The sequence below is a fragment of the Leisingera sp. XS_AS12 genome, assembly GCF_041224635.1.
Classification (GTDB): Bacteria; Pseudomonadota; Alphaproteobacteria; order Rhodobacterales; family Rhodobacteraceae; genus Leisingera.
In genome coordinates this window covers 32,912-57,918 of record NZ_JBGFGM010000093.1, presented here as the reverse complement: position 1 = coordinate 57,918, position 25,007 = coordinate 32,912, and the positions used below count along the sequence as shown (strand labels likewise).

The 25,007-nt window shown below is 63.7% G+C and carries 26 protein-coding genes and 1 pseudogene; 4 read left to right on the top strand and 23 right to left on the bottom strand.

The features are described 5' to 3' along the window. Both AB9K35_RS09805 and AB9K35_RS09800 read right to left on the bottom strand, forming a co-directional pair. Entirely contained in the window at nt 1–549 is a 549-nt protein-coding gene (locus AB9K35_RS09805; RefSeq protein WP_369925674.1) for a TRAP transporter small permease, read from the bottom strand. Between the two features lie 59 nt (nt 550–608). Further along, entirely contained in the window at nt 609–1,580 is a 972-nt protein-coding gene (locus AB9K35_RS09800) for a TRAP transporter substrate-binding protein (protein WP_222455487.1), read from the bottom strand. A gap of 201 nt (nt 1,581–1,781) precedes the next feature. On the opposite strand from AB9K35_RS09800, the gene AB9K35_RS09795 reads away from it, so the two are divergent. Next, a complete protein-coding gene (locus AB9K35_RS09795) occupies nt 1,782–2,303 on the top strand; it encodes a winged helix DNA-binding protein (protein WP_369925672.1) in 522 nt (173 codons plus the stop codon). A gap of 121 nt (nt 2,304–2,424) precedes the next feature. Here AB9K35_RS09795 and AB9K35_RS09790 read toward each other — a convergent pair. The 16 genes and pseudogenes from AB9K35_RS09790 to AB9K35_RS09715 form a co-directional block, all read right to left on the bottom strand. After that, nucleotides 2,425–3,591 (bottom strand): annotated as a pseudogene (locus AB9K35_RS09790) (dihydrodipicolinate synthase family protein). 20 nt (nt 3,592–3,611) lie between these two features. Beyond that, nucleotides 3,612–3,956, bottom strand: a complete 345-nt coding sequence (locus AB9K35_RS09785; protein ID WP_369925670.1) for a Dabb family protein — start codon at nt 3,954–3,956, stop codon at nt 3,612–3,614. After that, nucleotides 3,953–5,545 carry a GMC family oxidoreductase gene (locus AB9K35_RS09780; protein WP_369925668.1) on the bottom strand — a complete coding sequence of 531 codons (1,593 nt, stop codon included), beginning with the start codon at nt 5,543–5,545 and terminating at the stop codon, nt 3,953–3,955. Before AB9K35_RS09780 ends, AB9K35_RS09785 begins: the two co-directional genes overlap by 4 nt. 12 nt (nt 5,546–5,557) lie before the next feature. Next, nucleotides 5,558–6,316 carry a 3-ketoacyl-ACP reductase gene (locus AB9K35_RS09775; protein WP_369925666.1) on the bottom strand — a complete coding sequence of 253 codons (759 nt, stop codon included), beginning with the start codon at nt 6,314–6,316 and terminating at the stop codon, nt 5,558–5,560. Continuing rightward, nucleotides 6,313–7,815: an FAD-dependent oxidoreductase gene (locus tag AB9K35_RS09770; RefSeq protein WP_369925664.1), complete on the bottom strand. Its 1,503-nt coding sequence runs from the start codon at nt 7,813–7,815 to the stop codon at nt 6,313–6,315. Before AB9K35_RS09770 ends, AB9K35_RS09775 begins: the two co-directional genes overlap by 4 nt. Then, nucleotides 7,815–8,930, bottom strand: a complete 1,116-nt coding sequence (locus tag AB9K35_RS09765) for an ABC transporter ATP-binding protein (protein ID WP_369925662.1) — start codon at nt 8,928–8,930, stop codon at nt 7,815–7,817. The genes AB9K35_RS09770 and AB9K35_RS09765 overlap by 1 nt, the downstream gene beginning before the upstream one ends. A 69-nt stretch (nt 8,931–8,999) precedes the next feature. Next, a complete protein-coding gene (locus AB9K35_RS09760; RefSeq protein ID WP_369925660.1) occupies nt 9,000–9,881 on the bottom strand; it encodes a carbohydrate ABC transporter permease in 882 nt (293 codons plus the stop codon). Beyond that, entirely contained in the window at nt 9,881–10,801 is a 921-nt protein-coding gene (locus AB9K35_RS09755) for a carbohydrate ABC transporter permease (protein WP_369925848.1), read from the bottom strand. The genes AB9K35_RS09760 and AB9K35_RS09755 overlap by 1 nt, the downstream gene beginning before the upstream one ends. 75 nt (nt 10,802–10,876) lie before the next feature. Continuing rightward, the gene (locus tag AB9K35_RS09750; protein ID WP_369925846.1) at nt 10,877–12,094 is read right to left on the bottom strand and encodes an ABC transporter substrate-binding protein; all 1,218 of its coding nucleotides are present in this window, start codon (nt 12,092–12,094) and stop codon (nt 10,877–10,879) included. A gap of 78 nt (nt 12,095–12,172) precedes the next feature. Beyond that, nucleotides 12,173–13,690, bottom strand: a complete 1,518-nt coding sequence (locus AB9K35_RS09745; RefSeq protein ID WP_369925658.1) for an aldehyde dehydrogenase family protein — start codon at nt 13,688–13,690, stop codon at nt 12,173–12,175. A gap of 2 nt (nt 13,691–13,692) precedes the next feature. Next, complete coding sequence (locus AB9K35_RS09740; protein WP_369925656.1) at nt 13,693–14,460, bottom strand: enoyl-CoA hydratase/isomerase family protein; 768 nt, start codon at nt 14,458–14,460, stop codon at nt 13,693–13,695. Beyond that, nucleotides 14,457–16,028 (bottom strand): acyl CoA:acetate/3-ketoacid CoA transferase, encoded by a 1,572-nt coding sequence (locus AB9K35_RS09735; protein WP_369925654.1) that lies wholly within the window; start codon nt 16,026–16,028, stop codon nt 14,457–14,459. The genes AB9K35_RS09740 and AB9K35_RS09735 overlap by 4 nt, the downstream gene beginning before the upstream one ends. 4 nt (nt 16,029–16,032) lie before the next feature. Continuing rightward, the gene (locus AB9K35_RS09730) at nt 16,033–17,034 is read right to left on the bottom strand and encodes a Gfo/Idh/MocA family protein (RefSeq protein WP_369925652.1); all 1,002 of its coding nucleotides are present in this window, start codon (nt 17,032–17,034) and stop codon (nt 16,033–16,035) included. Between the two features lie 394 nt (nt 17,035–17,428). Beyond that, nucleotides 17,429–17,668, bottom strand: coding sequence for a (Na+)-NQR maturation NqrM (nqrM, locus tag AB9K35_RS09725; RefSeq protein WP_222455472.1), 240 nt, complete (start codon nt 17,666–17,668; stop codon nt 17,429–17,431). A gap of 21 nt (nt 17,669–17,689) precedes the next feature. Continuing rightward, nucleotides 17,690–18,712, bottom strand: coding sequence for an FAD:protein FMN transferase (locus tag AB9K35_RS09720; RefSeq protein ID WP_369925650.1), 1,023 nt, complete (start codon nt 18,710–18,712; stop codon nt 17,690–17,692). A gap of 80 nt (nt 18,713–18,792) precedes the next feature. Beyond that, nucleotides 18,793–18,981, bottom strand: coding sequence for a hypothetical protein (locus AB9K35_RS09715; protein WP_369925648.1), 189 nt, complete (start codon nt 18,979–18,981; stop codon nt 18,793–18,795). A 107-nt stretch (nt 18,982–19,088) separates the two neighbouring features. Between AB9K35_RS09715 and AB9K35_RS09710 the strand changes: the two genes are divergently transcribed. From AB9K35_RS09710 to AB9K35_RS09700, 3 genes are all read left to right on the top strand, one after another. Continuing rightward, nucleotides 19,089–19,613 (top strand): CBS domain-containing protein, encoded by a 525-nt coding sequence (locus AB9K35_RS09710; protein WP_369925646.1) that lies wholly within the window; start codon nt 19,089–19,091, stop codon nt 19,611–19,613. Between the two features lie 169 nt (nt 19,614–19,782). Further along, nucleotides 19,783–20,052, top strand: coding sequence for a type II toxin-antitoxin system ParD family antitoxin (locus AB9K35_RS09705; RefSeq protein WP_369925644.1), 270 nt, complete (start codon nt 19,783–19,785; stop codon nt 20,050–20,052). Further along, nucleotides 20,042–20,407 (top strand): type II toxin-antitoxin system RelE/ParE family toxin, encoded by a 366-nt coding sequence (locus AB9K35_RS09700; protein ID WP_369925642.1) that lies wholly within the window; start codon nt 20,042–20,044, stop codon nt 20,405–20,407. The genes AB9K35_RS09705 and AB9K35_RS09700 overlap by 11 nt, the downstream gene beginning before the upstream one ends. Before the next feature lie 88 nt (nt 20,408–20,495). Here AB9K35_RS09700 and nqrF read toward each other — a convergent pair whose 3' ends face one another. From nqrF to AB9K35_RS09675, 5 genes are read right to left on the bottom strand one after another with little or no spacing between them, the layout of a single operon-like run. Continuing rightward, a complete protein-coding gene (gene nqrF / locus AB9K35_RS09695; RefSeq protein WP_222455466.1) occupies nt 20,496–21,719 on the bottom strand; it encodes an NADH:ubiquinone reductase (Na(+)-transporting) subunit F in 1,224 nt (407 codons plus the stop codon). A 15-nt stretch (nt 21,720–21,734) separates the two neighbouring features. Further along, nucleotides 21,735–22,343: an NADH:ubiquinone reductase (Na(+)-transporting) subunit E gene (gene nqrE, locus AB9K35_RS09690; protein ID WP_024092714.1), complete on the bottom strand. Its 609-nt coding sequence runs from the start codon at nt 22,341–22,343 to the stop codon at nt 21,735–21,737. Next, complete coding sequence (locus AB9K35_RS09685; RefSeq protein ID WP_222455465.1) at nt 22,343–22,996, bottom strand: NADH:ubiquinone reductase (Na(+)-transporting) subunit D; 654 nt, start codon at nt 22,994–22,996, stop codon at nt 22,343–22,345. Before AB9K35_RS09685 ends, nqrE begins: the two co-directional genes overlap by 1 nt. A gap of 1 nt (nt 22,997) precedes the next feature. Then, nucleotides 22,998–23,801 carry a Na(+)-translocating NADH-quinone reductase subunit C gene (locus AB9K35_RS09680; protein ID WP_369925640.1) on the bottom strand — a complete coding sequence of 268 codons (804 nt, stop codon included), beginning with the start codon at nt 23,799–23,801 and terminating at the stop codon, nt 22,998–23,000. Then, the gene (locus AB9K35_RS09675; protein WP_222455463.1) at nt 23,794–25,002 is read right to left on the bottom strand and encodes an NADH:ubiquinone reductase (Na(+)-transporting) subunit B; all 1,209 of its coding nucleotides are present in this window, start codon (nt 25,000–25,002) and stop codon (nt 23,794–23,796) included. The genes AB9K35_RS09680 and AB9K35_RS09675 overlap by 8 nt, the downstream gene beginning before the upstream one ends. Between the last annotated feature and the right edge of the window lie 5 nt (nt 25,003–25,007).

Genomic DNA, 25,007 nt, shown 5'->3' with positions numbered 1-25,007 from the left:
CTATTCGCTCAGAAGATTTTCGCCCTTGCCCTCCCAGGAGGGCAGCGCGCCGCGCAGCATGCAGATCAACTCGTCCGCCAGCGCGAGGGTGAGGATGGCAAGGCCCAGCACAACCGGCGTCTGCGGCAGCCACAGCGGCACCGACACCATGCCCGAGCTGCGGTCGCCAAATTCCAGCGACTCCAGCCAGAGCAGTCCCATGTACCAGGTGGCGTAACCGCTCATCACCAGCGCCAGCAGGGCCACCGCGATTTCAACCCCGCGGCGGATACGGTCCGGCAGCCGGTTTGTCACCAGCGTCACCCGGATATGGCCCCCGGCGCGCAGCGCATAGGCCAGTGCCAGAAAGGTGGAGGCCGCCAGGAAGAAGCCGGTGAAATCGGCGTAAGACGGGATTGTCAGCCCGATGCCGCTGCCGGTCGCGGCAACCGCAATCTTGTCGGCAAGGTTCAGGCACACCTGCGCGAAAACCAGCGCCACGATGGCCACGATGAACAGTGCTGCCAGCCCGCCGGCCGCACGGTATATGAAATCGAGCGCAAGCCGCATGGCTGCTCCTCCTCCCCAAGGAGGCCGAACGCCGCACTGGGCGTCCGGCCGTGTTCAGGTTACTGCTGATAGGCGTTCAGCAGGGTGGCACCGGCCTCGCCAGCCTCGCCTTTCCAGCTGTCCAGCATCTGGGCGCCGATCGCGCGCAGACCTTCGATCAGCTCCGCCGAGGGTTCGGACACGGTGATGCCGTTTTCCTTCAGCACTTCGATCTGGCTCGCGGTTTCGGCCCGGCTCATCTCCCAGCCGCGCGCTTCAGCTGCGGCCGCGGCTTCCAGAACCGCAGTCTGGGTGGCCTCGTCCAGGCGACGGAAGGCGCGCTTGTTCACCACCACGATGTTCTTGGGGATCCAGGCCTGAATGTCGGTGTAGTGGGTCAGGAAGTCCCACGCCTTGGAGTTCACCCCGGTGGAGGGCGAGGTGATCATCGCCTCGACCCGGCCGGTGCTGAACGCCTGCGGGATGTCCGGAACCTCAACCTGGGTGGGCGCGGCGCCCGCGAGGTTGGCAAACTGCTCCAGCGTGGCGTTGTAGGTGCGGAACTTCAGACCTGCCAGATCCTCGACGCTGTTGATTTCCTTGGTGGTATACAACCCCTGCGGCGGCCACGGCACGGCATAGAGCGCCATCAGCCCCTGCTCGTCCAGCAGACCGTCGATCACGTCCTTCTGGGCCGCCCACAGACGCTCTGCCTCTTCATAGCTGGTTGCCAGGAACGGCAAGGAGTCGGCGCCGAAGGCCGGGTTGTCATTGGCCAGCAGCGACAGGAAGAACTCGCCGATCGGAACCTGGCCACTGCGCACGGCCTTGCTGATTTCGGGGTGCTTGAACAGCGAACCCGCGGAGTGGACCTTGATCTCTAGTCCGCCATCGGTGGCCTCGGCAACGTCGCTTGCAAATTCAGCGATATTCTTGGTGTGGAATGTCGCGTCCGGATAGGGCGTCGGCATGTCCCAGGTTGCGGCTTGCGCCGACATGGCCAGCCCGGTGAATGCGGCGAGGGCGCCGCCCAGCATACGTGTAATCTGCATTTTTACCTCCCAATACGGTTATTGCCATATCGTACCCATAACGCTGACATTTTGTCAACGTTATGGCCCGAATCCGTTTTTACCGCCTCCTTCAAGCCAGCTCAGCCCGCTCCGCGGCTGCTTGATCTCCTTGATTATTTGTCGTTTTATAAATGACGCCAGCAAAACGCCGGGGTTTTGCCGACAAAAAAGGGGCAATCAATGGATGAAAATAAACCGGAGTCTCGCCGAATCGTCTCGTCCCGCCATCTCGCCGACGGCGAGGGCTGGGAGCTGTCGGAGCTGGAATACGGCCTGATTGTCGCCTTCAACGCGTTTTCGCGCTGGACCACCCGCTGCATGGCGGCGGCCGGCCAGCCGGACCTGAGTCCCCTGGAAATTCTGATCCTGCACAACGTCAATCACCGCAGCAAGGACAAGCGTCTGTCCGACATCTGCTTCCTTCTGAACATCGAAGACAGCCATACGGTGAATTACGGCCTGCGCAAGCTTCTGAAAGCCGAACTCCTGACCTCCGAGAAACGCGGAAAGGAAGTGTTCTACCGCACCTCCCCCGAAGGCGCTGCCCTCTGTGCCGCCTACCGCGACGTGCGGCGGCAATGCCTGCTCGACGGGCTCGTCGGCACCGAACTGCAGGGCAAGGACCTGCGGGAACTGGCGCGCAGTTTGCGGGCGCTGTCGGGTCACTACGACCAGGCAAGCCGCGCCGCGGCTTCCCTCTAGACAGCCCCAATCTCGACCTGCGGGCAGGTGTGCCGTGAAAGAAGCGGCACAGTCTGCTGCGCCACTTCGTGTCATCAAAACCCCGCAGGCGGAAGTCGCAGCCGGGCTTCACGCCGGTGTCCTATTCGATACCGTGAAGCTGAAGCAACTGGCGCATTCTGGCGGTGGCCAGCTCCGGGTCGCGCAGCTGCCCGGCGCGGTCGGCGAGGCGGAAGACCTCGGCGTAGTGGGTGATCTCGCGCGCGGACTGGAAACCTGCGGGCATGATGAAGTGGCTCTGCCAGCCGTTGAGCCAGGCGAGGAAGGCGATGCCCGCCTTGTAGAATTGCGTCGGCGCCTTGAAAATCTCGCGCGAGAGCGGCACCGTCGGCTCCAAGAGCGCGTTGAAGGTGGCGGTATCGCCCTCGGCCAGCGCGTCCAGCGCCTGCGCCGCAGCCGGTGCGATGGCGGCGAAGATGCCCAGCAGCGCGTGGGAATAGTGGCGGCCGTCGCCCTCGATCAGCGCGGCGTAGTTGAAATCGTCCCCGGTATAAAGCCGCACGCCGTTGGGCAGGCGAGCGCGGAAGGCTTCTTCGCGGCTTTGCTCCAGAAGAGAGATCTTGATGCCGTCGATCTTAGACGCGTGGGTCTCGATGATCGACAGCACGCTGTCCGCCGCCGCATCAAGGTCCGCCGCCCCCCACTAGCCGGTGAGCGCCGGGTCGAACATGTCGCCGAGCCAGTGCAGGATCACCGGGCTTGAGGCCTGCGAGATCAGCCGGTCGTAGACACGCGCGTAGACCTCCGGTTCGCCCTTCAGCGCGGCCATGGCGCGGCTTGCCATCAGGATCACCTGCCCGCCCGCGGCCTCGATCGCTTCCATCTGCTCGGCATAGGCGGCGACGATGGCGTCCTCGGAGGTGAGATCTTCCGCCGAGACCTGATCGGTACCCGCCCCGCAAGCGACGCGCGGCTTCAGCGGGTGCGCCTTGGCCTCAGCCATCGTGCGCTCGATCAGCTCCTTCGCGGTGAGCCAGTCCACGCCCATGCCGCGCTGCGCGGTGTCCATCGCCTCGGCCAGCCCCAGCCCCTGGTCCCAGAGCCCATGACGGAAGCGCAGCGTGTTTTCCCAGTTGACCGCGGGGCGGCCCTGCCAGGGGGCGCGCTCGGCCAAGGGGTCCGAGACCACATGCGCGGCGGCAAAGGCGGTGCGGGTCCAGGCGGTTTTCGGCGCGCGCGGCTGCAGGGGCGTGCCGGTGAGCTGGTAGGGTGCAAGGCCGTTGTCGTAGGTGGGCAGTGTGAGGGTCATGGTAAGTCCTTTCGCAGGCGTCATGCCGGTGCGCCAGAAGGCAGACCAGCCGGAAGATCGGCGGGCAGATCGAAAACGAGGATGCCGTCCAGCCCGCCCACCGCGTTCTCCACCAGGCGCGCGCCCAGCTTCTTGTGGGCGGGATGGACCTGATAGGCCTCCAGCGCGGCCCAATCGGTGAAATCGGCGATGAAGCCGTGCATGTAGCCGCGCTCGATCTTCTCGGGGCTTTCGCTGCGGCCCGAGGTGATCGACAGGAGGCCCGGGATCTTGCCTTCAATGCGGTGCAGCTCCGCAAAGATATCCGCAACTTCCGCCGTCGTGATGTCCTCGCGAAAGCGGATGAGAACGATGTGCCGGATCATGAGGCCATTCCGTATTGCTGTGAGATCATGTCCGCGGCCTTCTCGCCGATCATGATGGCGGCGGCGTTGGTGTTGGAGGAGATCACCGTGGGCATGATCGAATTGTCCACGACCCGGAGCCCGGCGATCCCGTTGAAGCGCAGCTGCGTGTCCACCACCGCGCCATTGTCCGATCCCATCCGGCAGGTGCCCGCGCAGTGGTGCGAGGTCTTGGAGTGCTGGCAGATGTGATCGAAATACTCGTCATCCGTCTTCACCTCCGGCCCCGGCAGATGCTCGCGGCGGATGAAAGGCTTCAGCGGCTCCTGGGCGAGGATCTCCTGCGTCAACTTCAGCCCCCGGATCGACATTTCCCGGTCCTGCGGATCCTGCAGGTAGTTCGGATCGATCAGCGGCGCGGCCGCGGGGTCGGCGCTTTGCAGGCGCACGGTCCCGCGGGAACGCGGGCGCAGGTAGCAGGAATTGAGCGTGACGCCGCCGTTCGGCATCTCCTCCACCCCGGCCTCGATACCGGTGCCAAGCCCGAGGTGGAACTGGATGTCGGGCGAGCGCGCGTCCGGGTCGGCGTACCAGAAGCCGCCGGTCTCGAACAGGCTGGAGGCGACCGGGCCCTTGCGGGTCAGCAGGTATTGCAGCCCGGCCAGCGCGGTGTTGTGCAGCTTTGCATAGCGGTCGTAGGTGTGCGGGCCGGTGACCTCGCAGATCGCGTAGAGGTCTAGGTGATCCTGCAGGTTTTCCCCCACGTTGGGCTGGTCCAGCACCACATAGATGCCGAGGCTGCGCAGATGGTCCGCAGGCCCGATGCCGGAGAGCTGCAGCAGCCGCGGCGAGCCGATGGCGCCGGCCGAGAGGATCACCTCGTTTGCGGCGCGCAGGCGCGTGCCGTCGGTGAGCGTGACGCCGCGCGCCTGGCCAGCCTCCACGTTGATCCGCGCGACCTGGGCACCGGTGCGGCGGGTGAGGTTGCGGCGGGAGCGGATCGGCGCGAGATAGGCCATCGCCGCAGAAGACCGGCGCGCGTTCCGCTGGGTGAGCTGGTAATAGGCGACCCCGTCCTGGCGCTCCCCGTTCACGTCCTTGTTCAGCGGAATGCCCAGCTCGGCCGCGGCGGCGAAATAGGCTTCGCAGATCGGCAGCGGCGCCACCGGCTGCGATACGCCGAGCGGGCCGCCCTGGCCGTGGTAGCGGTCGTTGTAGGTGTCGTTGTCCTCGGCCTTCCGGAAATACGGCAGCACGTCCTCGTAGGACCAGCCGTCGCAGCCCATCTGGCGCCACTCGTCATAGTCCTGCGCGTTGCCGCGGGTGTAGATCTGGGCGTTGATCGCCGAGCCGCCGCCGATCACCTTGGCCTGGGTGTAGTTGAACACCCGGTTCTTCATGTGGCGCTGCGGCACGGTCGACCAGCCCCAGGAGCCGATGCCCTTGGTCATCTTGACGAAACCGGCCGGGAAGTGGAACAGCGGGTTCCAGTCGCGCCCGCCCGCTTCCAGCAGAAGTACCCGGGCATCCGGGTCTTCGCTCAGCCGCGCGGCCACCACGCATCCGGCAGAGCCGCCGCCGACCACGATGAAATCATATTCTTCTGCCATTTCCGGACGTCCTTACAGCCGGTGGATGGACAGGCCGCCATCGACCGGCACCACCGCACCATTGGCAAATTGCATCTTCCCCTCGACCATCGGCAGCACCGCTTCTGCAATGTCCGACGGCATCCCCCAGCGCCGCGCGGGCACCAGCCCGTCCTCGATCCGGGCGGTATACTTGTCCTTCACGCCTTCGGTCATGCCGGTCTGGATGATGCCCGGCCGGATCTCGAAAACGCCGATGCCCTCGCCCGCCAGCCGCGCGGCAAAGAGCTGCACCATCATGCCGGCACCGGCCTTGGAGATACAGTACTCCGCCCGCTCGACCGAGGCCATCTGCGCGCTGACCGAGGTCACGAAGACGATCGAGCGGTAGGCGTCTCGGCCCTGCTGCAGCATGTGCCGGGCAGCATATTGCGCAAGGAAGAAGGCGCCGCGCAGGTTGATGTCCATGGTGAAGTCGAAGTTTTCGGGCTTCACCTCCAGCATGTCGCCGCGCACCCGGGCGGGCACACCTGCGTTGTTGACCAGCGCCTGCACCGCGCCTTGCTCCGCCTTGATGCGCGCGAACAGATCCGGGATGCGGGCGGTCTCGCGCAGGTCGTGCTGGTAGTAGCGCGCGTCCGGTCCCAGTTCCTCCAGCGCGGAATGCACGGCGTCCGTGTCCGCCGCGGAGGAAGAGGCCAGCGCCACTCGCCAGCCGTCGGCCACCAGCCTGCGCGCGATGCCGAGGCCAATGCCTTTCTGGCCTCCGGTGATCAAAGCCAAACTGCTCATGCGGCTTGCATCCTTTCCTTGATATGCGCCCCGGCGCGCAGGGCCTGCGCGGCGATGGTCAGGGCGGGGTTCACGGCGGCGGACGACGGCAGGAAGCTTGCGTCCGTCACGTAGAGGTTTTTGTGGTCGTGCGACCGGCAATAGAGGTCGAGCACATTTTGGCGCGGGTCCGCGCCAAAGCGGGCGGTGCCGCATTGATGCGAGGGCGTGCGCCGGTCGAAGGCGCGCGACAGGACAAGCGGGTAGCCCGCCTTGCGGAACACTTCCTTGGCGCGCGTTACCAGTGCCTCGTGGGTGGGCCAGTTGGAGCGTTTCCAGTCGAGCCGGATCTGGCCGTTCTCGACCGTGACGCGGCTTTCGGGGTCGGGAAGGTCCTCGCTCATCACGTACCAGTCGACCGAGCGCCGGGCGATCAATCCCGCCATCCAGCGCGGCAGGCCGGATTGTGCCGCGAGGATATTGGCGGAGATCTTGCCCAGGAGCTGCACATTGCCCAAGGGCGCGTTCTCCGGCCCGCCGGAGAGGTAGAAGTCGTTGAATTGCAGCGTCTTCTGGTAGACGGCGGTGTTCTGGCGGAACGGGTGCAGCGCGAGGACGGCGGTACAGTTGTGGTTCATGAAGTTGCGCCCGACCTGCCCCGAGCTGTTGGCCAGCCCGTCAGGCCTCGCGTCATCAACCGAGCGCAGCAGCAGTGCCGCGGAGTTCACAGCACCCGCCGCCAGCACCACAAGCTGCGGCTCCAGCGTCCGGGCTTTGCCGCCCTGCGTATAGAGAACCTTGCTGATCCGCCCGTCCGCATCCGCCGCCAGCCGCTCTACCAGACAGCCAGTTTCAAGCGAGACATTGGGGTATGAAAGTGCGTGTTGCAGCGGCACCGTCTGCGCGTCCTTCTTGGCGCCGGTGGTGTCAGGAAAGGCGTCCCAGGGGGTCTTCGCGCGTTCCAGCCAAGCTTCAATGTCCACACCAAGCGGTAGCGAGGACGGAGTGACGCCTGCCTTCTGAAGGTATCCGCGCAACTGTGCGATCGACGGCTCGTCGGCCACGGGGGGGCGCGGGTAAGCCCCGGAATGGCGCGGCTCGGTCGGGTCCTCGCCCGCGTCGCCTGCCACCTGGAACATCTCCTCCGCCGCCTGATACCAGGGCTCGAACTCGGCATATGCCACCGGCCAGGCCGGGGAGATGCCGCCGAGGTGGTGCATCTCGGCGAAATCCTCGGCCCGGTACCGCAGCAGCACCGCGCCGTAGAACTTGCTGTTGCCCCCGACGCAGTAATAGTTGCCGGGGTTGAAGGGCTGCCCTTGCCCGTCGAGCCACTGCTCCTCCGGGCGGAACACCCCGTCGCGGAATATCGCCACGTCATCGCGCGCCGCGGGGGTGTCGGCCAACGCCTCCCCGCGTTCGAGGATGACGATCCGCCGTCCCGAGGGGGCTAGCGCCGCCGCCATGGTGGCGCCGCCCATCCCCGAGCCGATGATCACGATATCCGCAGGCAGGCTCATCAGGGAATACGCTTCTCGGTTTTGGGGTCGAAGACGACCGCCTTGTCCATGTTGAGCGCAAAGCGGGTGATGTCGCCCGGCCGCACCTGCACGTCCGCCCGCATCCGCGCGTTGCACTCGGTGCCGCCCAGTACGGTCATTACGAAGGTATCCGAGCCCGCCGGTTCGGTCACCACCACCTCGCTGTCCAGCTCGACGATGTTGCCGGCATCACGGTCGGCGCCGCCCGGGTCGGTGAAGGCTTCGGGCCGGAAGCCAAGCGTGATGGTCTGGCCCGCGTAAGACCTCAGCTCGGCCGACGGCGCGGAGAACGGCAGATACACAGTTTCACCTGCGGCATTGAAGGTCTCCGCCGCGAGCCCGCCGCCCTGCTCCACGATCCTGACCGGCACCAGGTTCATCGAGGGCGAGCCCATGAAGGTCGCCACGAACAGGTTCGCGGGGGTGTCGTAGATCTCCTTGGGCGTGCCGAGCTGCTGCACGTAGCCGCCGTTCATCACCGCGATCCGGGTCGAGAGCGTCAGCGCCTCGATCTGGTCGTGGGTGACATAGACGATGGTGGTGCCCAGCTCCTGGTGCAGCTTCTTGATCTCGGTGCGCATGTCGACGCGCAGCTTGGCATCGAGGTTCGACAGCGGCTCGTCGAACAGGAACACGTCCGGATCGCGCACCAGTGCCCGGCCCATCGCAACCCGCTGACGCTGGCCGCCGGACAGCTGGCCGGGCTTGCGGTCCAGGAGCTGCTCGATCTGCAACAGCTTCGCCACCTGCGCCTTGGCCTTCTCCCGCTCGGGCTTGGGCACGCCGTGCATTTCGAGGCCAAAGGTGATGTTCTCGCCCACCGTCATGTTGGGGTAGAGAGCGTAGGACTGGAAGACCATCGCGATGTTGCGCTTGGAAGGGTGGACGCCGTTCATCGCCGTGCCCTTGATCGCGATTTCGCCGGTGGTGATCTCCTCCAGCCCCGCTATCATGTTAAGAAGGGTGGATTTGCCGCAGCCCGACGGCCCGACGAGGACCAGGAACTCGCCCTCCTCGACCTGGATGTCGACCTTGTGCAGAACTTCGAGCGCGCCGTAGGATTTGGTCGCGTTGCTGATGTCAAGAAAGCCCATGGGGTTTCTCCCGATTGGTTGCCGAAGCCGCCGGGCGGTGAGGTGCCCGGCCGCGGATTGGTGTTGCCGTCAGCCCTTGACCGAGCCCGCCATCAGCCCGCGCACGAAGTAGCGGCCGGCCACGATGTAGACGATGAGGGTTGGAAGGGCGGCGAGGATGGCGCCGGCGAAGTGCACGTTGTACTGCTTCACCCCGGTCGAGGACTGCACCAGGTTGTTCAGCGCCACGGTCATCGGCTGGCTGTCCAGGTCGGCAAAGGAGGCGCCGAACAGGAAGTCGTTCCAGATGTTGGTGAACTGCCAGATGACGCTGACCACGATGATCGGGCCCGAGCTCGGCAGCAGGATGCGCTGGAAGATCCGGAAGAAGCCGGCCCCGTCGATCTGTGCCGCGCGGATCAGCTCGGTCGGGAACACCTGGTAGTAGTTCTTGAAGTAGAGCGTGGTGAAACCGAGCCCGAAGATCACGTGCACGAACACCAGCCCGGCGGTCGATCCGGCCAGCCCGCTGAGGCCAAGCATCCGGGCCATCGGGATCAGCACGATCTGGAACGGGATGAAGCAGGCAAACAGCATGCAGCCGAAGATCAGCGTGTCATACTTGAAGCGCCACTTGGTCAGCACGTAGCCGTTGAGCGCGCCCAGGATGGTCGAGATCGCAACCGCCGGCACCACCATCTTGATCGAGTTCCAGAAGTAGGGGCGCAGGCCGGTGGGCTCGACCCCGATCTGGGCGGTGGCCCAGGCTTCGAACCAGGGCTGGAGGGTCAGCGTCTGCGGCAGCGCCAGCATGTTGCCGCCGGTGATCTCCTCGAGCGGTTTCACCGAGTTCACCAGCATCACCCCAAAGGGCAGCAGGTAGAAAAGCGCAAACAGCAGCAGCACGAGGTAGAGGAAGGTGCGGGTGATGCGCCCGGTGCGCACGGCGGTGTCGGAGCTTGCAACGGACATCACTTTTTCTCCCGCAGCTCGGAGTAGAGGTAGGGAACCATGATCGCGACGATGGTCAGCAGCATGATCACGGCCGAGCTTGCGCCGATGCCCATCTGGTTCCGGGTGAAGGTGTAGGAGTACATGAAGGTTGCGGGCACTTCGGTGGCCCGGCCAGGCCCGCCGCCGGTGAGTGCCACGACAAGGTCATAGGACTTGATCGCCAGGTGGCTGAGGATCACGAAGGCCGACAGGAAGGCAGGCCGCAGCTGCGGGATGATGATGCGGCGGTAAAGCTGCCAGTTGCTCGCCCCATCCATCTGCGCGGCCTTCAGCATCTCGTTGTCGATGCCGCGCAAACCGGCCAGGAACATCGCCATCACAAAGCCCGAGGACTGCCAGACCGCCGCAAGAACCACCGTGTAGATCGCGAAATCGCGGTTCTTGATCCAGTCGAAGCTGAAGCTCTCCCAGCCCCAGAGGTGCATGGTGTGCTCCAGCCCGATGCCGGGATCGAGGAACCATTTCCAGGCGGTGCCGGTGACGATGAAGCTCAGCGCCATCGGGTAGAGGAAGATCGGCCGCAGCACGCTTTCGCCGCGGATCTTCTGGTCGAGGAAGATCGCCAGCATCAGGCCGATGGCGGTGCAGAGCGCGATGTAGAGCCCCGAGAAGATCACCAGGTTGGTGACGGCAATATCCCAGTGCCGCAGGCGGAACAGTTTTTCGTAGTTCTCGAAACCCACCCAGCCGAAGGTCGGTAGCAGGCGGCTCTCGGTGAAGCTGAGGTAGACGGTGAAGAAGATGAACCCGTAGACAAAAACCAGGATCAGCGCGAGCGAGGGCGAGAGCACCAGCTTCGGTATCCAGTTCTGCAGTCGGGTGCGGTAGTCGGGCCTGGCTCGTGCCGTGCGCCTGACCGCAGGATCAGTGATCTGCATGGTCATGGCATCCCCCCTTTGCTTGCGTTGGTCCTGGAGGCCGGGGCTGTGCCGCCCCGGCCCGCCGCTTGCGCGTTACTTGGCAATCGAGACCGCATCGACGAGCTCTGCCGCGGCGGTTTCGGCGTCGAATACGCCGTTGAAATGCGCGGTGATGACGTCATACATCGCATTCTTCACGCTGGCGGGTGCTGCGTGGCCATGCGCCATCGAGCCGTAGAGGTTGCCGGTGGACGCCGCATTGGCGAGATCCGCGATGGCCTGCTTGCCGCAGACGTCGAAGGCTTCGTCGCTCACGTCGGTGCGGGCGGGCGCCGAGCCCTTGACCACGTTGAAGGCGGACTGGAAGGAGGGCGACAGGATCGCGCTGGCCAGCGCCGCCTGCTCTGCCGACACGTCGCCGCCCTGGTCGAACAGCGCGAACTGGTCTGCGTTAAAGGTGACCTGGTCCTGGGTGCCGGGGAAGCGGAAACACAGGAAGTCCGAGCCGGGCACCAAGCCTGCGTTCAGGAATTCGCCCTTAGCCCAGTCGCCCATCAGCTGGAAGGCAGCCTCGCCATTCGCGACCATCGCGGTTGCGAGGTTCCAGTCCCGGCCGGAGAAGTTGTCATCCACATTGGCGCGGATCACCTCCATGCGGCGGAAGGCTTCGACCATCGTGTCGGAACCCAGCGCTTCCTCGTCGAGGTCGACGAAGGCCGCCTTATAGAACTCCGGGCCGCCGGTGGACATGGCGATGGCGTCAAACACGGTGGCGTCCTGCCAGGGCTGGCCGCCGTGGGCAATCGGGGTCACGCCGGCCTCGGACAGCTTGGCAAGGGCGGCCTCGAACTCCTCCCAGGTGGCCGGAACATCGATGCCGTTGGCATCCAGCACGCTCTTGTTGGCCCAGACCCAGTTGGTCGAATGCACGTTCACGGGGGCGGAGACCCACTTGCCGTCATGCTTGGCAAAGGCCTGCAGCGCCTGCGGCACCACTTCGTCCCAGCCTTCCTTGGCGGCGACCGCGTTGAGGTCGGCCAATGCGCCCTGCCCGGCCCAGTCGAGGATGTCGAAGCCCAGCATCTGCACCGCCGTCGGCGCGTTGCCGGAGGTGACGCGCGCACGCAGCACGGTCATCGCGCTTTCGCCGCCGCCGCCGGCCACCGGCATGTCGTTCCAGTTGATGCCCTGGCCCTGCAGGTCTTCCTTCAGCACGTTGAGCGCCGCCGCTTCACCGCCCGCGGTCCACCAGTGCAGCACCTCCACATCGCTCGCGGATGCGGCACTCATGCTGACCAGGCCAACCAGCATCGCTGCCGTGGTCCTCAAGATCGATTTGGTCATCAGTTCCTCCCTTGGTTGCAACTTGGGTGATCCGTCTGTCGCGGTTCAGACCCACTTGGCGCGGGTGCGGCCGATCCGCATCTGCACCGTCTTCACTTCCAGAAACTCCTCCAGCCCGTAGCGGCCCAGCTCGCGGCCCTGGCCGCTTTCCTTGACCCCGCCAAAGGGCAGCTCGGCAAAGCCGTCCATCCAGGTGTTGGTCCAGACCGTGCCCGCCTGCACCCGGCGGCTGAATTCGAGGCAGGTGTGGATATTCTCGCTCCACACGCCCGCCGACAGGCCGTAGCTCGCGCCATTGGCCAGCGCGATGGCTTCATCCATGGTCTTAAAGGTCAGCACCGCCAGCACCGGGCCGAAGACCTCCTCGCGCGCAATCGGCATCTCCGGCGTCAGGCCGGAGACGACGGTGGGCGCGAAAAAGGCCCCTTCCAGCCCCGGCACCTCGAGGGGCGCGCCGCCCAGGTCGACCTTTGCGCCGGCCGCTTCGGCATCGCGTACGTAGCTCTGGATCTTGTCCTGGTGCCCCTGGTGGATGATCGCGCCGACCTTGGTGTCCGGGTGCAGCGGATCGCCAAAGGGCACTTTGCGGCTCAACTCGGCAACGCGGCGGGTGACCTCTTCGGCGATGTCCTCGTGCACGATGATGCGGGAGCCGGAGTTGCAGCATTCGCCCGCGTTGAAATAGATGCCGAAGACGATGGCATCGATTGCGCTGTCGAGGTCCGCATCGGGGAACAGCACCTGCGGGTTCTTGCCCCCGAGTTCCGAGGAGACCTTCTTCAGCGTATCCGCCGCCGCTTTCTCGATCGCCTTGCCGACCTGGGTAGAGCCGGTGAAGCTCACCATGTCGACCGCTTCATGGGTGGTCATCACGTGGCCGACCGGGTCGCCGAAGCCCTGCACGATGTTGACCACGCCCGCGGGCAAACCGGCTTCCATCAGCAGTTCGCCGAGGATGGCGGTGGTCGACGGCGTGAGCTCCGAGGGCTTCACCACGCAGGTACAGCCGGCCGCGAGGGCAAAGGGGATCTTCTGGCTGGCAATCAGGAAGGGGAAGTTCCAGGGCGTGACGATGGAGACAACGCCAATCGGCTCTTTCAGAACCACCGCCAGCATGTCCTTGCCAAGGCTGTTGTGGCTGTCGCCATGCAGCGTGCGCGCCAGCGCAGCCGCATAGCGCCAGATGTCGGCGGCGCCTTCGATCTCGGCCTCCGCCTGGCTGATCGGCTTGCCGCTTTCCAGCACCTCCAGCCGGGCGATGCGGCTGCGGTTCTCGATGATGAGGTCGGCGACATTTAGCAGGAACGCCGCGCGCTCCTTGCCCGAAAGCCCCGCCCATTCTCCGCCGTCAAAGGCTTCGCGGGCGGCGCGGATGGCGGCCTCTGCCTCGGCGGCGCTGCCGCGGGCGATGCGGGAGACCAGAGTGCCATGGGCGGGCGAGTGCCGCTCGAAGGTGGCGCCGCCTTCACTGCCGCGCCATTCGCCGTTGATCAGGTGCTGCACAGTGTTCACGGCGTCCGACGGCAGGGTTTCTGCCGGGATCAGAGTGTAGGGGGTGTCCATGGTTATTTTCCTGAGAAGTCCGGTGTCCGTTTGGCCGCAAAGGCAGCGACGCCTTCGGCCTTGTCGTCCGATCCCGCGATCAGACCGCCGCCGAGGGCCTCGATCAGGGCGGCGCTGTCCTCGCCTGCTCCTGCGTGGATCATGTTCTTGCTGATCTCGGTGGCGCGCGGGGAGAGCTGCGCGGCGGCCCCCGCGATCTCCATCGCCAACGCCATCGGGTCTTCGGCCACTTCAGCGACGAACCCCAGCGCGGCGCTGCGCGCGGCACCCAGCTGGCGGCCGAACAGGGCCATTTCCTTCACCGCACCCTCGGGCAGGAGCCGCAGCAGGCGCTGGGTACCGGACCAGCCGGGCACCACGCCGACGCCAGCCTCGGGCAGGGCGATGCGGGCCTTCGGGGCCATCACCCGGATGTCGCAGGCCGCCGCCAGCTCCAGCCCGCCGCCGAAGGCGTGGCCGTTCAACACCGCAATCGTCGGCTTTGACAGGCGTGCAAGACGGTCAAAGACACGATGACCGCCCCGCACCCAAGTCCGGGCAAAGCCCGCGGGAGGAAGCCCGGCCCAAGCGGAGATGTCCGCCCCGACACAAAACGCCTTGGGGTGATCCCCGGTCAGCAGCACCACGCGCACCTCGGCGATCTGCTCCAGCGTGTCACAGTGCCCGGCGAGGGCCGACAGCATGTCCGGCGTCAGCGCGTTCAGCTTGGGCGGATTGTCGAGCCTGAGCACCGCCACGGCGCCCTCGATATCCAGATGCACCGCGCTCACAGCTTCAGCCCCATCGGTTCGTCCCGCAGCAAGGCCATGGGCATCAGCGCTGCGTTCTCCGCGATCTGTACCCGCCCGCCGGAGGCCGCCACGATGTCGCGCGCAGGCTCGATGCCGGGCATGATCTCGAAGGCTTCGAGACCGCGTTCGGTCAGCCGCATCACGCAGCGCTCGGTGACGATGACGATGTCCTGCCCGGTCTCCAGCGCCCGCTTGCCGGAGAAGGTGACTTGCTCGACCTGCTCAACGATTTTGGTGAACTTGCCGGGCTGGGCGATGCGCAGCCCCTCATCTGTGATTTCCAGCTTGGCGCCGGCCTCGAAATAGCCGGAGAAGACGATCTTGCGGGCGTGGGAAACGATATCGACAAAGCCGCCGCAGCCCGCGGTCAGATAGGGTTTCTTGGCGAGCTTCGAGACATTCACATTGCCCGCCGCGTCGACCTCGAGGAAGGACAGGAAGGAGACGTCAAAGCCGCCGCCCTGGAAGTAGGTGAACTGCTGCGGCGAGGGCACGTAGCCATCGGCGTTGGAGGCGCAGCCGAAGGCAAAGCCGGTCAGCGGCACACCGCCCACGGCGCCCTGCTCGATGGCCCAGGTGACGGCCTGCGCCTGGCCTTCCTCGATCAGGATGCGCGGCACCTGCGCCGAGATGCCAAAGCCCAAGTTCGCGGTCTGCCCAGCCTTCAGCTCCATCGCGGCGCGGCGTGCGAGCACCTTCTCCACTGACAGTTCCGGGATGGCGAAGCCATCAAGCGGGCGCATGATCTCGCCCGAGATTGCCGGGTCATGCTGGGTTTCCGTGGTCTGCTTCTGGTCCGGGTCGACCACGATCAGATCCACCAGATGCCCCGGCACCCGCACGTCATGGGGGTTGAGGCTGCCGCGTGCGGTCACGCGCTTCACTTGGGCGATCACCAGCCCGCCATGGTTGCGCACCGCGATGGCCTGCTCCAGCCCGCCGAGGTAGGCGCCTTCGTGTTCATACGTCAGGTTGCCGTGCTCGTCAGCGGTGGTGGCGCGCAGGATCGCCACGTCCGGCACCAGGTTGGGGAAATGCAGCCAGGTCTCGCCCGCCATCTCGTGGCGGAAGACGATCGGGTCTTCGGCGGCGCGGGCGTTCATTGCGCAGCCTTCGCGGGTGGGGTCCGCGAAGGTGTCCAGCCCGACCTTGGTCAGCACGCCCGGCCGACGCGCGGCGACGTCGCGGTGCATGTCGAACAGAATGCCGGAGGGCACGTTGTAGGCCGCAGCGCGGTTCTCGGTGACCATCTTCCAGATCTCCGGCATCTCCAAGGAGGACGGCCCGGAGGGGTAACTTCCCGCGAGGATGCGGCTCAGCAGCCCGTCCTTGGCGATGTGGTCGATGCCCTTGATGCCGTACATGTCGCCCGCCGCGATCGGGTGCAGCGTGGTGAGCCCCTGCGGATGGCCAGTGGCGTCGAAACGCTCTCCCAGTGCCTTCAGCACCAGGTCCGGGCAGCCGAGCCCCGAGGAGGAGGAGACGGTCACGACCTGCCCGTCTTCAATGCGGGCCACCGCCTCGGCGGCCGGGACAACCTTGCTCATCACCTTAAACTCCGTGGTAATCGATTGTGACCGCGCGGCCAGTGACCGCAGCCTGTTTCACCGCTTCGGCCACGGCGAGAGACTTCACCCCGTCCACCCCGGTGGCGGAGGGCTGACCGTTGCCATTCAGTGCATCCGCGAACAGGGCCAGCGACCGATCATAAAGCCCGTGGTTCGCAAAACTGACCTCGCGACTGCCTGCGGCCGTGATCAAGGCGATCTCGCCAACCGGGCGCTGCGTCATCACGTTGCGCGCGATTACACTCCCCTTGGTGCCATGCACTTCGAAACCAGATGGCGCGAAGGGATGGGTGAAGCTTTCATGGGTCATCACCTGCACGCCCGATGGCATCCGCCAGACCGACATAGCCCCGTCTTCCGCGCCCCGTGACAGGCTGCCGTGAGATTCCATGGCAACCACCTCCTGCGGATCTTCCTCCAGATGAAAGCGCACCGTGTCGGCGTCATGAACCACGATGTCGGGAATTACGCCGCCACCCGCGGCAGAGTCGCTCAGCCGCCAGCCGCGCAAATGTTCGGGCAGCAGCACCGCGTGGAAAATGCGGACGCTCAACACCTCTCCCAGCTTGCCGTCCTGGATCAACGCCTTGATGGCCAGATGCGACCCAGCGTTTCGCAGGTGGTGGTTGGTGGCAAGCAGCACACCGGCCTCCTCGGCCGCGGACACCATCTTGGCCGCATCGGCCGCGCTCATTGCGAGCGGCTTTTCGCACATCACGTGCTTGCCCGCCGCGATCGCCGCCATGGCCTGCGGCAGGTGCTTTTCGTTGGTCGCAGAGATATAGACCGCGCCGATGTCATCGTCCGACAGCATCTCGTCCAGAGAGGCAGTGGAGGACGGAATTCCATGTGCGCTTGCAAAACCCGCTCCCCGCTCCGCGTTGGCGCTGAGGACAGCTTTAACAGAATGCCCATTCTGGGCACGTATCGCGCCGATCATATGCTCTGCCGCGATTGTGCTGGCGCCGATGAGTCCCCATTGCATCTTATTCCTCCCGCCTTATGGAACGTTCCATATTCGTAGATTGGAACGTTCCATAAGTCAAGCGACCAAAATCGCTTCCCCTGAAGGCATCGCTGGAAATCGAAACTGCCGGACGGTCGATCAGCCGTTGCGCCGATTAATCACGCCGCGCAGTTTGAGACCGAAACACGAGCCACACGACGTGGACGCGGAAACGCACGCGTCCTGATTTGGTCAGCTATCAGATTTCAATTGGGGGTGCGCCCGGACAGGGCCAATACCTGGCCCAAGGGACAATTGGGCAAGCGTCAGCGGCGCATCTTGCTGCGCCGCTGGATCATCATCGCAATCATGCTTTCAACAAAGGAAAAGCAATCGTCGCGCGAGCGCCTTTGAAGCGGCTCGGCGGAACCGATCAGCCTTGCGCCTGCTCCATCCGCTCAACCATTTGCCGCGCGCGCTTGCACTGAAGCTTGTCGCGCAGCGGGCTGTTGGGATCAATATCCTTGGCGCAAACCACGCATTTGTCGGCACCCGAAATCGCGTTCAACCCGCCACAGCTGCCCTTGATCTTCTTGCCCATCAGAATCACACCGAGCGACATGCCAAGCGTAATGATCAGCAGCAGGATGAAGGCTAGAAGAAAGGTGCTCATGTCGGTCTCCCGCTCGTTGGATCAGTTGGCTTTCAGCGCGTCAAAGGCGCTGCTGGTGGCGGTGATATAGGCATCTTCGCCCGCGGTCACATCCCGATCGATGAAGTACACGGCAAGTTTATGCTGCTCGGCCACCTTCAGCCCCTCTTCGCGCCCGAGGACCAGCATTGCGGTGGCCCAGGCATCAGCCAGCATGGCGTTTTGCGCGATCACAGTGACCGAGGTGGTGGCATGAGTGACCGGTTGCCCGGAAACCGGGTCTAGGATGTGCGAATACCGCCGACCGTCGTGTTCAAAGTAGTTGCGGTAATCGCCGGAGGTTGCCAACCCAAGGTCGCTGACCGGCACCACCAGCTGCACGGTCTGGGCCGAGGCATCCGGTTTTTCGATGCCGATGCGCCACGGCTCTCCCTTGATGTTCTCGCCCTTTGTGACCAGATCGCCGCCGATCTCGACCATGTAGTTCTCGATCTCGAACTCTTGCAGGGTCTCGGCCACGGCATCAACACCATAGCCCTTGGCGATGGCAGAGAGGTTGATGCCGACCTCGGGAGCGGATTTCGCCAAAGTGCTCTGCTCGGTATCCAAAGCCAGCAGTCGGCTCTGCCCGACCCCCTCCAACGCGGTCTTGATCGCGTCCTCCAAAGGCAGTGGATCTTCCGGCTTGCGGGGACCAAAGCCCCACAACTCAATCAGCGGACCCAATGTCACGTCAAACTTGCCACCGCTCTTGGCGTGCACGTCATTGGCCGCGGCCATTACGGTGACGAACTCTGGCGATACCGCGACCGGATTGGTGCTCTCCATCGCCGAGAACGTGGAAACTTCCGAATTGGGGTCCCAGTTCGACATCTTGGCGTTGACGTCAGCCAAGGTGTCTTCGATCGCCTCCGACAGCGCTTCGGCATCCAGATCAACGCCTATCGCGGTGACATTGTAGGTCGTGCCCATGGTCTTGCCTGACAGGCGCAATTCCTCTGGATCGCTGTCGAACCAGCACCCCGGGACGAGCAGAATCAGGGAAAACAGGAACCATCTGGGCATGTGACGAGCCTCCGCAACAAAATGCTGGCGCACGTATGCCCGCGACCCGTGGCAGAGTCAAACCTGAGACACGTCGCGCTTCAGAACTTCAACGGTACAAAAGCCAACACCAACAACCCCAAGGCCGCAGGTACGCCAAACAGCCAGGCCTTCAGACGCGCATCCGGCGGCTGATCCTTCCAGGTCTTGCGATACATATGGCCGCAAACCACCACAACGAAGACCAACAGTGCACCCGTTGCCGGCGTCAGATAAAGCGTATCGAACATGTTGTTTTCCTGCTGTTGTTAGCGCTCGCGAAATTTCAACCCTTTCAGGAATCCAATCCCGCGTTAAGATGATCTCGAGACCTGACACAGACCAGGAGGAAACCGTTATGGCACCGTTCTCTTACCAGCCGCCCACCCGGGGCGACAAGACAGACAAACACACCTATAGCCAGACCGCCGACTCGGCGCTGTCCCATGACCAGTCGACGGTAGCCAAGCTGCTGGAGAAGAAAGGCGACGCCGTCTTTTCCATCCGTCCTGGCGACACCATTGCCCACGCGGTCCAGGCCTTGCGCGACAAGCGCATTGGGGCGCTGCTGGTCACCGACCAGAACGGCACCATGCAGGGGATCCTGTCCGAACGCGATATCGTGCGCCGCATGGCTGAAACCCCGGGCCAGACCCTGCCGCAACTGGTGAGCGACCTGATGACCCGCGAAGTCAAGACCTGCGCGCCGTCAGACTACCTGATCGACGTGGCCAAGGTCATGAACGAGGGGCGATTCCGGCACATGCCGGTGATGGAGGATGGCCATCTCTGCGGCGTGATCACCATCGGCGATGTCGTGAACTACAGGCTGCAAGAGCTGGAATATGAAGCATTGCGCATGAAGCAGATGATCGTTGGCTGACCCCCGAAGCTCACATGCCAACCCTTCAGGCGCCCGCTGAAGGCGCCTGAACCACCGCGCATGGAAGGACGTATTGGCGCCAACGCTAATGGGCGTTCCTCCATGTGGGGCTTGAAAATACTACTCAGTAGCATACATTCAATCTGTCCATCTGGTCGGAGAATGCCCCATGAGCGTCAAAGCTTCCATTTCCCTCAGTGAATCTCAGGATGCCTTTGCCCGCGACCTGGTGGCCCAAGGCCGGTTCGCCAGTGTCAGCGCGGTGATGCAACAGGGGTTGGAGCTTCTGCGCGCCGAAACCGAGGCGCGCGCCGCAGAGACCGAAGCGCTGCGCGCCCTCCTTGACGACCGTCGGACCGGACCCTTCTCTGGCATGGATGAGATGCGCCAAGGCACGCGCGCCATGCTTGCCCGCAAGAAAGCGCAGTATGGCCTATAAGGTCGTTGCGGCGGCCGATGTCGCCTGGGATCTCGATGCAATCTTCGATTTTCTGTTCGATGCCGCGCTCAGCTTCGGCGAAGACCCGCAAACCGCACTCGATCGTGCGTCGGCACGGATTCAGGCGATCGAGAGCGCGATGGAAGATCTGGCCAAGGCACCGTTCCAGGGCACACTGCGCCCAGAACTCGGGGCGGGGCTGCGCTCCGTCACCAAAGGGCGCGCTATCTTCTATTTCGACCTTGCTGAAGAAGAAGAGCTGCTGCGCGTGCTAGCGGTCTTTTTTGGCGGGCAGGACCATCAGCGAAAGATGTTGCTGAGGCTGCTGTCGGCCCAGTCCGCGCGCGAGCGCTGATCCCCTCCCCTATTGGCCTCAGGCCTCCGATGCCAAAAACCCCGGACGCAAGCATCCGGGGTTTTCGCAGTCTTGATGGCTCGGAGGTTTAACCGCCGAAATCGTCCAGCATGATGTCTTCGCGGTCGACACCAAGATCCAGCAGCATGTTGATCACCGACTGGTTCATGATCGGCGGACCACACATGTAGAACTCGCAGTCTTCCGGCGCCGGGTGGTTCTTGAGGTACTCCTCGTACAGAACATTGTGGATGAAGCCAGTATAGCCTTTCCAGTTGTCCTCCGGCTGAGCATCCGACAGGGCGACATGCCATTCGAAGTTGTCGAACTCCTCGGCCAGCTTGTCGAAGTCCTCGACGAAGAACATCTCCTTCTTCGAGCGCGCACCGTACCAGAAGGTGATCTTGCGGTCGCGGTTCTCCAGCCGTTTCAGCTGGTCGAAGATGTGCGAGCGCATCGGTGCCATACCGGCGCCACCGCCGATGAACACCATTTCCTTCTGCGTATCGCGGGCAAAGAACTCGCCAAACGGGCCGGAAATGGTGACTTCGTCACCCGGTTTCAGGTTGAAGATGTAGGAAGACATCTTGCCCGGAGGAATATCCGTCGAACCCGGCGGGGGCGACGCCACACGGACGTTCAGCATGATAATGCCCTTTTCGTCCGGGTAGTTCGCCATCGAATAGGCGCGCTCGATCGGCTCATCCACGACAGATTCATACTGCCACAGGTTAAAGCGGTCCCAGTCCTCGCGGTATTCTTCCTGCACATCGAAGTCGGTGTACTTCAGACGATGCGCGGGCGCTTCGATCTGAATGTAGCCGCCGGCGCGGAAATTGACGTCCTCGCCCTCGGGCAGCTCCAGCACCAGCGCCTTGATGAAGGTCGCCACGTTGTCGTTGGAGCGCACCTTGCAGCGCCATTTCTTGACGCCGAAGACCTCTTCGGGAACTTCGACTTCCATGTCCTGCTTGACCGCAACCTGACAGGACAGGCGGTCGCCGCAGGCGGCCTCGCGCTTGGTGATGTGGCTTTCCTCGGTCGGCAGGATCGAGCCGCCGCCGGAATGCACCCGCACCCGACACTGCGCGCAGGTGCCGCCACCGCCACAGGCGGACGGGACGAACAGCTTCTCGGCTGCCAGCGTTTGCAGCAGCTTGCCGCCCGCGGGGACCGAGATGGTTTTCTCACCGTTGATGGTGATGTTGACGTTGCCGGACGAGACCAGGCGGGAGCGGGCGACCAGGATGATGGTCACCAGCGCCAGCACGATCACCGTGAACAGCGCAACGCCGAGCGTGAAAGTTTCCATGTTTTCCGCGCTCCCTTACAGTTTGACGCCGCTGAAGGACATGAAGGCCAGCGCCATCAGACCTGCGGTGATGAAGGTGATGCCCAGGCCTTGCAGACCATCCGGCACGTCGGAGTATTTCAGCTTCTCGCGCACACCGGCCATTGCGGTGATCGCCAGAGCCCAACCAAAGCCGGAGGACAGACCATAGGTCGCCGCCTCGGCAAAGTTGTAGTCGCGTTCCACCATGAACAGCGAACCGCCAAGGATCGCACAGTTCACCGTGATCAGCGGCAGGAAGATCCCCAACGCGTTGTAGAGCGGCGGGAAATACTTATCGAGGATCATCTCCAAGATCTGCACCATCGCCGCGATCACGCCGATATAGGAGATCAGGCCAAGGAAGGTCAGATCCACATCGGGAAAGCCTGCCCAGGCCAGCGCACCGGGTTTCAGCAGGTAGGTCAGCAGCAGGTTGTTGGCCGGAACCGTGATGGCCTGCACCAGCATGACGGAGATACCCAGACCCAGCGCGGTCGAGATCTTCTTCGACACAGCGATGAAGGTACACATGCCCAGAAAGAAGGACAGCGCCAGGTTTTCAACAAAGATGGCCTTGACGGCCAGGGAAATAAGCCCCTCCATCAGTGCGCCTCCACGGTTTGGATTTTGAATTCACGCTCTTCCACCTGCGCCGGTTTCCAGGTGCGGAACGCCCAGATGATCAGGCCGATGATGAAGAACGCCGAGGGCGGCAGCAGCAGCATGCCGTTCGGAACATACCAGCCGCCGTTGTTCACGGTCTCCAGGATGGTTACGCCGAACAGCGAACCAGCGCCGAACAACTCGCGGATGAAGCCGACCAGCATCAGGATCAGCCCGTAGCCCAGACCGTTGCCAACGCCATCGATGAAGGACGCCACAGGCGGGTTCTTCATGGCAAAGGCTTCGGCGCGGCCCATCACGATACAGTTGGTGATGATCAGGCCGACGAAGACCGACAGGGTCTTCGAGATTTCAAACGCGTAGGCCTTCAGCACCTGGTCCACCAGGATCACCAAAGAAGCGATGATCACCATCTGCACGATGATCCGGATCGAACCCGGGATCTGGTTGCGCAGGATGGAGATGAACATCGAGGAGAACGCGGTCACGAAGGTCACCGCCAGCGTCATCACGAAGGCCACCTGCAACGAGGAGGTCACCGCCAACGCCGAACAAATGCCCAGCACCTGCAGGGTGATCGGGTTGTTGTCGACCAGCGGGTCGACCAGCATGTCTTTCTTGGTCTGCGCCATATCAGAGCTCTCCCGCTTGCAGGGCTTTCAGGAACGGACCGTAGCCCTCCTCGCCCATCCAGAATTTCACCAGGTTGTCCACGCCGACGGAGGTCAGCGTTGCACCGGCCAAGGCATCGATGTGGTGCTCCGGTCCGGCCGGTCCTTGCGTTTTGGCAACCGAAATCTGCAACGCTCCGGTTTCATCCCGCAGCTTCTTGCCCGGCCACAGGGCCTTCCAACGCGGGTTGTCGACCTCGGCACCAAGACCCGGCGTTTCGCCATGTTGGTAGAACTGCAGACCAAAGATGTCGTTGCCGTTTTCTTCCAGAGCGATGAAGCCATAGAGGGTCGACCACAGGCCATAGCCGTGGATCGGCAGGATTACCTTGTCCAGATCGCCGTTTTCCTCGCGCAGCAGGTAAACGGTCTTGTAGCGCGACTGGCGGCCGATGCCGGCCGGGTCGTTCTCCAGAGCGCGGCTCAGTTCGGGGTCCTGTGCGGCGGCCAGATCGTCGAAGCTGGACGCATCAAAGCGATCCGTGAACTCACCGGTCTCGAGATCCAGAATGCGCGGTTCGAAGGCCTTGAAGGCCTCGGCCACGTTTTCCTCGGGCCGATACAGCCCTGCCACCTGCAACACGTTCAGCTGCTTGTCGCGTTTCTTGTTGCTCTCCTGAACCGGGCGCAGGCTCACAGCGGCGGCGGAGACGATCATCGAGGCCAGGAGGCAGATTGCCACCGCCACGGTCACGGTCTTGCCCACCGAATCCGGCGATGCGGCAAGGAAACGGCCAATCAGGCCCTTGCTTTCGGAATCAGCCATGGCGGCGTGCCCTCCGTTTGATGTTTGCCTGCACGACGAAATAGTCGATCAGCGGTGCAAAGACGTTGCCGAAAAGAATTGCCAGCATCATGCCTTCGGGGAAGGCCGGGTTCAGCACCCGGATCAGCACAACCATGACGCCGATGAGGGCACCGTAGATGTAGCGGCCAACGTTGGTGTGGCTGGCCGAAACCGGCTCGGTCACCATGAACACCAGGCCAAAGGCATAGCCGCCGAGCACCAGGTGCCAGTACCAGGGCATTGCGAACATCGGGTTGGTGTCCGAACCGATCAGGTTCAGCAGCATCGAGAAGGCGATCATGCCCCCCAGGCAGCCCACGATCAGACGCCAGTTGGCGATCTTGGTGGCCAGTAGGAACACGAGGCCAATGGCGCAGGCGAGGGTCGAGGTTTCGCCAAAGCTGCCCTGGATCGTGCCATAGAAGGCATCGGACCACTCAATACCCTTCGCGGCCAGCGCCTGCACGCCTTCAGCGGCGGACACACCCAGCGCGGTCGCGCCGGAGAACCCGTCAACCGGGGTCCAGACAGAGTCGCCGGACATGTTGGCCGGGTAAGCAAAATACAGGAACGCGCGGCCGGTCAGTGCCGGGTTCAGGAAGTTTTTACCAGTACCGCCAAAGACTTCCTTGCCGATGACCACACCAAAGATGATCCCCAGCGCCACCTGCCACAACGGGGCCGACGCCGGCATGATCAGCGTGTACAGCATCGAGGTCACAAGGAAGCCCTCGTTCACCTCATGGCCGCGCACGGTGGCAAAGATCACTTCGAAGATACCACCCGCAACCAGCGTCACGATGTAGATCGGCAGGAAATACAGGAAACCATGGGCGATGTTCGCCATCGGGTTCGCGGCATCCAGAGAAATGCCCAGCATGTTCAGGACGGCAATGCGCCAACCGGTTGCCGCATCGGCCCCCAGCGCGGCAATCGCCGAGTTTGCCTGATAGCCGGTATTCCACATGCCCCACAGAATGCAGGGAATGGTGGCGATCACCACGTAGGTCATGATCCGCTTCATGTCGACGTAAGAACGCGCATGCGGGGCCACGGTGGTGACGGTTTTTGGCGTATACAGGAAGGATTCCACCATCTCGTAGACGGGGAAGTACTTCTCGTATTTGCCGCCCTTTTCAAAGTGCGGCTCGATTCTGTCAAAGAAGCTGCGCAATCCCATCCGGC

Excerpts from the sequence above, each read along its gene's own strand:
- AB9K35_RS09805 (WP_369925674.1), bottom strand. The coding sequence starts at position 549 with ATGCGGCTTGCGCTCGATTTCATATACCGTGCGGCCGGCGGGCTGGCA.
- AB9K35_RS09800 (WP_222455487.1), bottom strand. The coding sequence starts at position 1,580 with ATGCAGATTACACGTATGCTGGGCGGCGCCCTCGCCGCATTCACCGGG.
- AB9K35_RS09795 (WP_369925672.1), top strand. The coding sequence starts at position 1,782 with ATGGATGAAAATAAACCGGAGTCTCGCCGAATCGTCTCGTCCCGCCAT.
- AB9K35_RS09785 (WP_369925670.1), bottom strand. The coding sequence starts at position 3,956 with ATGATCCGGCACATCGTTCTCATCCGCTTTCGCGAGGACATCACGACG.
- AB9K35_RS09780 (WP_369925668.1), bottom strand. The coding sequence starts at position 5,545 with ATGGCAGAAGAATATGATTTCATCGTGGTCGGCGGCGGCTCTGCCGGA.
- AB9K35_RS09775 (WP_369925666.1), bottom strand. The coding sequence starts at position 6,316 with ATGAGCAGTTTGGCTTTGATCACCGGAGGCCAGAAAGGCATTGGCCTC.
- AB9K35_RS09770 (WP_369925664.1), bottom strand. The coding sequence starts at position 7,815 with ATGAGCCTGCCTGCGGATATCGTGATCATCGGCTCGGGGATGGGCGGC.
- AB9K35_RS09765 (WP_369925662.1), bottom strand. The coding sequence starts at position 8,930 with ATGGGCTTTCTTGACATCAGCAACGCGACCAAATCCTACGGCGCGCTC.
- AB9K35_RS09760 (WP_369925660.1), bottom strand. The coding sequence starts at position 9,881 with ATGTCCGTTGCAAGCTCCGACACCGCCGTGCGCACCGGGCGCATCACC.
- AB9K35_RS09755 (WP_369925848.1), bottom strand. The coding sequence starts at position 10,801 with ATGCAGATCACTGATCCTGCGGTCAGGCGCACGGCACGAGCCAGGCCC.
- AB9K35_RS09750 (WP_369925846.1), bottom strand. The coding sequence starts at position 12,094 with ATGCTGGTTGGCCTGGTCAGCATGAGTGCCGCATCCGCGAGCGATGTG.
- AB9K35_RS09745 (WP_369925658.1), bottom strand. The coding sequence starts at position 13,690 with ATGGACACCCCCTACACTCTGATCCCGGCAGAAACCCTGCCGTCGGAC.
- AB9K35_RS09735 (WP_369925654.1), bottom strand. The coding sequence starts at position 16,028 with ATGAGCAAGGTTGTCCCGGCCGCCGAGGCGGTGGCCCGCATTGAAGAC.
- AB9K35_RS09730 (WP_369925652.1), bottom strand. The coding sequence starts at position 17,034 with ATGCAATGGGGACTCATCGGCGCCAGCACAATCGCGGCAGAGCATATG.
- nqrM (WP_222455472.1), bottom strand. The coding sequence starts at position 17,668 with ATGAGCACCTTTCTTCTAGCCTTCATCCTGCTGCTGATCATTACGCTT.
- AB9K35_RS09720 (WP_369925650.1), bottom strand. The coding sequence starts at position 18,712 with ATGCCCAGATGGTTCCTGTTTTCCCTGATTCTGCTCGTCCCGGGGTGC.
- AB9K35_RS09715 (WP_369925648.1), bottom strand. The coding sequence starts at position 18,981 with ATGTTCGATACGCTTTATCTGACGCCGGCAACGGGTGCACTGTTGGTC.
- AB9K35_RS09710 (WP_369925646.1), top strand. The coding sequence starts at position 19,089 with ATGGCACCGTTCTCTTACCAGCCGCCCACCCGGGGCGACAAGACAGAC.
- AB9K35_RS09705 (WP_369925644.1), top strand. The coding sequence starts at position 19,783 with ATGAGCGTCAAAGCTTCCATTTCCCTCAGTGAATCTCAGGATGCCTTT.
- AB9K35_RS09700 (WP_369925642.1), top strand. The coding sequence starts at position 20,042 with ATGGCCTATAAGGTCGTTGCGGCGGCCGATGTCGCCTGGGATCTCGAT.
- nqrF (WP_222455466.1), bottom strand. The coding sequence starts at position 21,719 with ATGGAAACTTTCACGCTCGGCGTTGCGCTGTTCACGGTGATCGTGCTG.
- nqrE (WP_024092714.1), bottom strand. The coding sequence starts at position 22,343 with ATGGAGGGGCTTATTTCCCTGGCCGTCAAGGCCATCTTTGTTGAAAAC.
- AB9K35_RS09685 (WP_222455465.1), bottom strand. The coding sequence starts at position 22,996 with ATGGCGCAGACCAAGAAAGACATGCTGGTCGACCCGCTGGTCGACAAC.
- AB9K35_RS09680 (WP_369925640.1), bottom strand. The coding sequence starts at position 23,801 with ATGGCTGATTCCGAAAGCAAGGGCCTGATTGGCCGTTTCCTTGCCGCA.
- AB9K35_RS09675 (WP_222455463.1), bottom strand. The coding sequence starts at position 25,002 with ATGGGATTGCGCAGCTTCTTTGACAGAATCGAGCCGCACTTTGAAAAG.